The organism is uncultured Nevskia sp., from assembly GCF_903885465.1.
Lineage (GTDB): Bacteria > Pseudomonadota > Gammaproteobacteria > Nevskiales > Nevskiaceae > Nevskia.
In genome coordinates this window covers 1-8086 of sequence record NZ_CAISIQ010000472.1, presented here as the reverse complement: position 1 = coordinate 8086, position 8086 = coordinate 1, and the positions used below count along the sequence as shown (strand labels likewise).

6 protein-coding genes are annotated in these 8086 nt (G+C 65.8%); all 6 read right to left on the bottom strand.

Going from position 1 to position 8086, the window contains the following annotated elements; all coding sequences use genetic code 11:
• On the bottom strand, positions 1 to 692 hold a 692-nt coding region (locus tag QZY06_RS18385), incomplete at its 3' end, for an acetamidase/formamidase family protein (protein ID WP_295686792.1).
• Between the two features lie 179 nt (positions 693 to 871).
• Entirely contained in the window at positions 872 to 2479 is a 1608-nt protein-coding gene (locus QZY06_RS18380; RefSeq protein WP_295686790.1) for an amidase, read from the bottom strand.
• 14 nt (positions 2480 to 2493) lie between these two features.
• Positions 2494 to 4134 (bottom strand): amidase family protein, encoded by a 1641-nt coding sequence (locus tag QZY06_RS18375; RefSeq protein WP_295686788.1) that lies wholly within the window; start codon positions 4132 to 4134, stop codon positions 2494 to 2496.
• A gap of 49 nt (positions 4135 to 4183) precedes the next feature.
• The gene (locus QZY06_RS18370; RefSeq protein WP_295686786.1) at positions 4184 to 5788 is read right to left on the bottom strand and encodes an amidase family protein; all 1605 of its coding nucleotides are present in this window, start codon (positions 5786 to 5788) and stop codon (positions 4184 to 4186) included.
• A gap of 8 nt (positions 5789 to 5796) precedes the next feature.
• The gene (locus tag QZY06_RS18365) at positions 5797 to 7452 is read right to left on the bottom strand and encodes an amidase family protein (RefSeq protein WP_295686784.1); all 1656 of its coding nucleotides are present in this window, start codon (positions 7450 to 7452) and stop codon (positions 5797 to 5799) included.
• A 178-nt stretch (positions 7453 to 7630) separates the two neighbouring features.
• Positions 7631 to 8086: hypothetical protein (locus tag QZY06_RS18360; RefSeq protein ID WP_295686782.1), on the bottom strand; the 456-nt coding region annotated here is incomplete at its 5' end.

Below are 8086 nucleotides of genomic sequence, written 5' to 3'. Positions count from 1 at the left end.
GAGGTTTCCAGGCCGCTGCCGACCAGCTCGCCCTGCCCTTGTCGAGCATGGCCGTCGCCGATGAACAGCATCGCGCCCGGCTCGAACACCGGCAGCATCACCGTCGCACCGGCGATCACGCCGGCATAGTCCATGTTGCCGCCGTAGTTGCCGGGCGTGCTGGTGGAGATCGCCTGCTTGCGCTCGGGTGCGACGCCGACGCAGCCGAGCATCGGGCTCAGACCCAGTTCGATGTTGCCCGGCTGGATCGATTCATCCTCGAGCCGGGCGCGGTTGCGTGATTTGTCGATGATCCAGGTGACGCGCTTGGCTTCACGATCAACGCGCTCGGCGATCGCGGCCGGATCAACCGTGTACGGCGCCAGCAGCGAGCCGCTGAACGCGGTCTTGCGATTGGTCTCGATCTTCTCGAAACGCACCTTGATCATGTCGCCCGCTTCGGCGCCTTCGATGAAGAACGGGCCGGTTTCCGGATTGCTGCGCCCGGACACCATGGTGCCGTTCCAGTCCATGCCGCTGGCGTCGATGGTCTTGGTGATCACGCGGTCGCCGGGCCTGATCTTCAAAGCCACCGGATGAGCGCCGGAGAAGGTCGTGTAGAACTGCTCGGGGACGAAGGTATGGGTCTCGGCCTGGACGATGGCAGGCAGCAACAGCAAGGCGGTAATGCAGCAGTGGCGCAAGCGGTTCATGGATAGCTCTCGGCAAGCACAGCGGCGAAGCAATAGAAAAGCCCGAGACCCAGCCCATCCTTGGCCAGATCCCGGGCAAAGCCACACATTTCACGCAGGGAGACACTGATGTATCCGGCACCGGCGCTGCGGCGGGGGCCAATTCCACGCCGCAGCACCGGTACCGGGGTCCAAAAAAATCAGTACTCGAAACGCTCGCCCGGCAGCGGCGGCGTGGTGGACGGCGCCACGCGGTGATGAGTCGCCTGCTCGTAGCTGTAGGCGTAGGCCAGCAGCTTCGGTTCGCTCCAGGCCGGGCCGAAGAACGAGATGGTCACCGGCATCTTGTCGCGGGTGATGCCGGCCGGAACGATCACGTCCGGAAACTGGGTGACATTGGCGATGCTGGTCAGCGACGGCGTCGGCGGACGATCGACGATGTACGGCGTCAGCGGATCAATGAGTTCCGGCTGCCGCGAACGCGTCGGATAGACCAGCACGTCGACGTTCTTTTCTTCCATCAGCCCGAGCACCGCGCCACGCACCGCCGGCATCGCGTACTGCTTCGCCGAGGTGTAGCTGATCGAGGTCAGCGCCGGCCGCTCGCCGAGCGCCTTGAAGCGCGTGAAGACACTCGGATGCGGCTGGAACTCGCCCTTTGCCGCGGTCAGCTTGATGCCCTGCTCGGCCAGCTCGGTGACGGTCTTCGGGAAGCCCGGCCGCAGAGTGCCGAGATAGGCGGCGTAGTTGTCCTTGACCTCGGAACGGATCGGCTCCATCGCCACCGAGCGGTTCTGCATGACGATCGCCGGGTAGTGCACGTCATCGACCAGCACCGCGCCGAGCTTGACCAGCTCATCGAGGCTTTCGTTGAACACCCGATCAACTTCCGGATCGGTGCCGGCGAGATCGCGGATCACGCCGACTCGCACACCTTGCAGCGCGCCGGTCTTCAGGAACTGGGTGTAGTCCTTGAACTCGTGGCCGGCGCTGGTCATCGACAGCGGATCCTTGGCGTCGGTGCCGGTCATGAAGCCCAGCGCCAGCGCTGCGTCATAGACCGTGCGGGCCATCGGGCCACCGGTATCGAAGGTCAGCACGCAGGGCATGATGCCGGTGCGCGAGATCAGGCCATTGGTCGGCTTGATGCCGACGATGCCGTTGGCCGACGACGGCCCGCGGATCGAACCGCCGGTGTCGGAACCGAGGCCGAGCGGCGCAAACCAGGCCGCGAGACCGGCACCGGTGCCGCCGCTGGAACCGGCCGGATGTCGACGCGGATCATGCGGATTGCGGGTCTGGCCGAGGCGCGAGCTGTAGCCGATGCCGCCGTGCGCGAACTCGTCCATGTTGACCTTGGCGAGGATGATCGCGCCGGCATCGCGCAGCTGCTTGATCGACGGCGCGTCCTGATACGGCACCGACTTGGCGAGCAGGAAATCGCCGCCGCTGGTCGGCATGTCGGCGGTGTCGTAATTGTCCTTGGCAAGCACCGGAATGCCATGCAGCGGCGAACGCCGGCCCTTCTTCTTGAACTCGACGTCGAGCGCTCGCGCGGTGTCGAGCGCCTTCTTGTTCAGGGTGATCACCGTGTTCAGCGATGGCCCTTTCTTGTCGTAGGCGGCGATCCGCGCCAGGTACAGGCGCGTGAGCTTTTCATAGCTCAGCGCGCCAGCATCGACGGCGGCCTGGATGTCTTCGATGCCGGCGTTCTGCAGATCGAAGGTCTTGGCTTGCGCGACGCCGGACAGGCCGAAGGCAAGCGCGATGCCGCACAACAGCGCGCGGTTCACAGAAATGGCTTTCATGACAGGCTCCGGAATCAGTAGTTGAGAACGTCGCCCGGCATCGCCGGCGTGTACTTCGGTTCGACCAGCGCATGGGTGGCCTGCTCGAAGTCATAGCCATAGCCGAGCAGCTTCGGTTCGCTCCAGGCCGGGCCGAAGAACGAGATCGCCACCGGCAGTCCGCCCGGCGTCATGCCGGCCGGCACGATCAGATCCGGGTAGCCGGTCTCGTTGGCGAAGCTGGTGGCGCTGTCGGTGCCGGCGCTGGGCTGCGGCGGTTTGTCCGGCACGATCAGGGTCGCCGGCTTCGGCGAGGTCGGATAGACGATCGCGTCGACCTTGTACTTGGTGAAGATCGCATCGATGCCGGACTTCACCGCGGCGAGCTGCTCGTTCTTCACCGCCAGATACGCAGGATCGTCGAGCGTCTGCGCGATCGACGCCGTGTACTTCAGCGAGTAGGCCTTGCCCGGCGCGCTGTACTTGGTTTTCGGATCGTTCGACAGCGCCACCACTTCATCGAAGCTCTTCGGGAAGCCTGGCTTGGTGGTCTTCAGGTACTGGGTGACCTGCGCCTTGAACTCGGTCGACACCAGCTGGTTGTAGATCGGCTGCTTGGCGGCGATCAGATAGCCCGGATACTGGACTTCGACCACCGTCGCACCCAGCGCCTTGAGCTTGGCGACCGCGGCGGTCATCACCGCATCGACGCCGTCATCCTTGCCGGTGAAGTCCTTGGCGAAGCCGATGCGCGCGCCTTTCAGCGAGCCCGTCTTCAGGAACTTGGTGTAGTCGCTCTCGAAGTGGCCGACGCTCTTGGCGGTGGCCGAGTCGGCTGCATCGACGCCGGTCATCACGCCCAGCGACACGGCGATGTCGTAGACGCTGCGCGCCATCGGGCCGCCGGTGTCGAAGCTCAAGGCCAGCGGCACGATGCCATCGCGGCTCATCAGGCCATGGGTCGGCTTCAGGCCGACGATGCCATTGGCGGTCGATGGGCCACGTACCGAACCGCCGGTATCGCTGCCGAGGCCGAACTGCGCGAACACGGCCGCTATCGCCGCACCGGTGCCGCCGCTGGAGCCGGACGGTCCACGCTTCAGGTCATGCGGGTTGAGCGTCTGGCCGCCCATCGAGCTGCTGCCGTTCGGCACTGCGCCGAGTTTCAGCACTTCCGGATCGGTGGCGCCGCTGACGCTGCCGCCGCTGCCGGCCCATTCGGACAGATTGACCTTGGCAACGATGATCGCGCCGGCCTCGCGCAGCTTCTTGACCACGTTGGCATCGTCCGGCGGGATCGAGCCCTTGAGCAGTTGCGAGCCAGCCGTGGTCGGCAGATCGAAGGTATCGAAGTTGTCCTTGAGGACGATCGGCACACCGTGCAGCGGGCCGCGAACCTTGCCAGCCTTGCGCTCGGCATCGAGCGCCTTGGCCACTTCGAGCGCCTTCGGATTCAGGGTGATCACCGAGTTGATCACCGGGCCCTGCTTGTCGTACGCGGCGATGCGCGCCAGATAGGCCTTGGTGACCTGTTCGGCGCTGAGCTTGCCGGTCTTGTAGGCGGCCTGGAGGTCGGCGATGGTCGCGGTGGCGAGATTGATCGTCGCGGCCTCGGCGGATGACAGCGTGCCGAGCGCGATGGCGAAGGCGATGACGGACTTGCGGAGCTGCGTCATGGGAAACGTTTCCTGGAAAGGCGACAGTGGATTCGGGGATTCAGAGGATTCAGGGCGCGAGCGTTTCGCCGGCCAGAGCCGGAGTCAGCGCAGGTGCCTTGCGGTGATGCGTGGCGGCTTCGTAGCCGCTGGCGAGCTTGATCAGGGTCGGCTCGGTGAAGGGCTTGCCGAGGAACTGCACGGCGAACGGCATGCCGTCCGACGCGAAGAAACCACCGGGCACGACGATCGTCGGCAGGCCGGTGTACGAGGCGATGGCGTTGCGGTTCTCGCTGCGCGCGCCAGATGCGGCTGGCGGATTCGGCGTGGCCTTGAAGTCGTCATCGAGCGCGGTGCGGTACGGCAGGATCAGACCATCGAGCTGGTACTTGTCGATCAGCCCGGTCAGCGCCTCGCGCATCACTGCCTGGTGCTTCATCGCAGCACTTAGCTCCGGGCTATGGTCGATCGCACCGTACTGGTAGGACTCGACGATGCGCGGCTTCACCAGCGCCCCGCCCTTGGCGATCATCTCGCCGACGTTGCGGATCGGCGCCGTCGGCGGCAAGCCGGCGAGATAGGCGTTGATCGCGGTGGCAACTTCGTAGCGCGGCGCATCGGCCAGCATCTGGCTTTCGGCGAGACCCAGCCCGGTGTCGACCGGATCGACGATCAGGGCACCGGCGGCCTTGAAGTCTTCGATCGCTTTCTCGAACAGTGCCGTGCCTTCCGTGTGCATCGGCCCGCTGCGCACCATCTCGCGCAGCACGCCGATCCGCGCGCCCTTGAGGCCGGTCTTCGACACGAAGCTGGTGTACGGCTGCTCGGGCAATTTGCCGATGCTGGACTGCGTGGCGAGATCGGCCGCGTCATAACCGGCGATGACATCGAGCACGGCGGCGCAGTCGGCCACGCTGCGGCACATCGGCCCGCCGTTTTCCTGCGACGGGCTGCTCCACATCATGCCGGTGCGGCTGACCAGACCATGGCTGGCCGAGATGCCGACCAGATTGGCCAAGGTGCTGGGGATGACGATCGAGCCAGTGGTATCGCTGCCGAGGCCGACGGTGCCGAACCAGGCGGCGACGGCCGAGCCGGTGCCGGAACTGGAACCACCGGTGGACTTCTTCGGGTTGTACGGGCTGATGACCGGGCCTTTCAGCGAGCTGCCGCCCGGTGCGGCGACGCCGTACCAGTCGGACTGGTTGAGCTTGGCGAGGATCACCACGCCAGCCTTGCGCAGGCGATCGATGACGAAGGAATCACGCGCGGGCTGCGAGGTCGCCATCGGCTTGAAGCCGCCGGAGGTCGGCATGTCCTTGGTGTCGTAGACATCCTTGGCCAGCACCACGATGCCGTGCAGCGGTGAGCGAGGACCCTTGGCCTTGCGCTCCTTGTCCAGCGCGCGTGCTTCTTCAAGGGCGCGCTTGTTCAGGGTGATGATGCTGTTCAGCGCCGGGCCCTTGGCGTCATAGGCTTCGATGCGCGCCAAGTAGAGCGTGACCAGCTTTTCGGAGGTCAAGGTGCCGGCCGCCATCGCCGCTTCCAGCTCGGCAATGCTGGCGGTGGCGAGATCCAGCGTCTTTGTCTGGGCTTGGGCCGGCAGGCTGGCGGCAACCATCAGCGCGCAAGCGGCAAGGATCGAATGAGGCTTGTTGCGGATCATGAAATTCATCGCCGGCCTCAGTGCCACATGGCCAGGCTGTCGGTGGGCAGCGGCGGCGTGGTCTTCGGCAGCACGCGCGCCTTGGTCGCCTGTTCGAAGTCGTAGCCGTAGCCGAGCAGCTTCGGCTCGCTCCAGGCCGGGCCGAAGAACGAGATGGTCACCGGCAGGCCGCCCGGCGTGACACCGGCCGGCACGATCAGATCCGGATAGCCGGTCTCGTTGGCGAAGCTGGTGGCGCTGTCGGTGCCGCCGCTCGGCATCGGCGGTTTGTCCGGCACGATCAGAGTCGCCGGCCGTGGCGAAGTCGGATAGACGATCGCGTCGAGCTTGTCGGTGGCGAACAGCGCATCGATACCGGCCTTGATCGCAGGCAGCGCCTGGCTCTTGGCGGCGAGATAGCGCGGATCATCGAGTGGCAGCGCCACCGTCGCCGTGTACTTCAGGGCGTAAGCCTTTTCCGGCGCGCGATAGCCGGTCTTCGGATCGTTCGATAGGGCGACCAGCTGATCGAAGGTCTTCGGGTACGAAGGCCCGGTGGTCTTCAGGTAATCGGCGATCTGAGACTTGAACTCCGACGACATCATCAGGATCAGCAGCGGCTGCTTGGCGGCCAGCAGGTAGTCCGGGTACTTGATGTCGATGACGGTCGCGCCCTGCAGCTTGAGCATGGCGATGGCGCGCTCCATCACCTGATCGGTGCCGGCATCCTTGCCCATGAAGTCACGGGCGATGCCGATACGCGCGCCCTGCAGCGAGCCGCGTTTCAGATACTTCAGATAATCCTTCTCGGCATGACCCGCGCTTTTCGCGGTAGCCGCATCGGCCGGATCGACGCCGGCCATCACGCCGAGCGCCAATGCCACGTCGTAGACGCTGCGCGCCATCGGGCCGCCGGTATCGAAGCTCAGCGCCAGCGGAATGATGCCGTCGCGGCTCATCAGGCCGAGCGTCGGTTTGAGGCCGACGATGCCGTTCGCGGACGACGGGCCGCGCACCGAGCCGCCGGTATCGGTGCCGAGACCGAACTGGGCGAAGGTCGCCGCAATCGATGCGCCAGTGCCGCCGCTGGAGCCGGAGGGACCGCGCGTGAGGTCATGCGGGTTGCGGGTCTGGCCGCCCATCGAGCTGCTGCCGTTGGGCACTGCACCGGCCTTGAGCACGGCAGGATCGGTGGCGCCGCTGACGCTGCCGCCACCGCCCGCCCATTCCGACAGATTGACCTTGGCCAGCACGATGGCGCCGGCATCACGCAGCTTCTTGACCACGAAGGCATCGTCCGGCGGCAAGGAACCCTTGAGCAGCTGGCTGCCGCCGGTGGTGGGCAGATCGGCTGTGTCGAAGTTGTCCTTCAGCACGATCGGAATGCCGTGCAGCGGGCCGCGCAGCTTGCCGGCCTTGCGCTCGGCATCGAGCGTGCGCGCCAGTTCCAGCGCCTTGGGGTTGAGGGTGATGACCGTGTTCAGGGTCGGGCCTTTCTTGTCGTAGGCCTCGATGCGGGCGAGATAGAGCTCGGTGAGCTTCTCGGCGCTGAGCTTGCCGCTGGCCATCGCCGTCTGCAGATCGGCGATCGTCGCCGACTCCAGTTCCAGGGCGTTGGCCGGCGCGGACGCGGCCAGGGCGGTGCAGATCGCAAGCGCCAGCAGCGCGAGTTTCGGCTGAGTCTTCAAGGGCATCGCAGCGGCTCCTGTGGGTTCGACGGTCTGTCAGTGGCGGCTCGGACTCAGCCGGGCCCTGCGACGCGCCGGAGGGCGCGTCCTGGTGATCGAAACGGGTATTGCGGCTGGCATTCGCCGGTCACGGACACCGTGACTGGCGAATGCGGCAGCTAGCTGAGCGCCATCAATTCAAGCCTCAACCGGCGGTGCTGGCCGGTGCCGAAGGTGCCGACGAACTGGTCGCCGACGGCACCGCCGGCACGGGTTGCGTCGACAAGGACCGCAGCCACTCGCTGGCCTGCGCCTTGGTGTCCTCGAAAGCCAAGGACTTCTGCAGCGCGGCGATCGCACCCTTGACGTCGTTGGCACCGTAGCTGGCCACGGCGATCCGGAACCAGGCTTCGCCCGGCTTCTTCAGGCCACCCTTCTGCAGGGCTTTTTCGAGCATGTCGCGAGAGTCCTTCCAGCGTTCCTGATCGCCGTACATGGCGCCCAGCCGGAAGTAGTACTCGCCGCGTTCGGCCATCGAGGCCAGCTGCTTCAGGGTCGCTTCGGCCTTGTCATTCTCGCGGGCATTGATCCAGGCATTCGACACCGACTCGAGATTCTTCTCGTCGAGCGGCAGCTTCTTGTCGGCGATCGCGGCGTCCAT

Excerpts from the sequence above, each read along its gene's own strand:
- QZY06_RS18370 (WP_295686786.1), bottom strand. The coding sequence starts at position 5,788 with ATGAATTTCATGATCCGCAACAAGCCTCATTCGATCCTTGCCGCTTGC.
- QZY06_RS18375 (WP_295686788.1), bottom strand. The coding sequence starts at position 4,134 with ATGACGCAGCTCCGCAAGTCCGTCATCGCCTTCGCCATCGCGCTCGGC.
- QZY06_RS18365 (WP_295686784.1), bottom strand. The coding sequence starts at position 7,452 with ATGCCCTTGAAGACTCAGCCGAAACTCGCGCTGCTGGCGCTTGCGATC.
- QZY06_RS18380 (WP_295686790.1), bottom strand. The coding sequence starts at position 2,479 with ATGAAAGCCATTTCTGTGAACCGCGCGCTGTTGTGCGGCATCGCGCTT.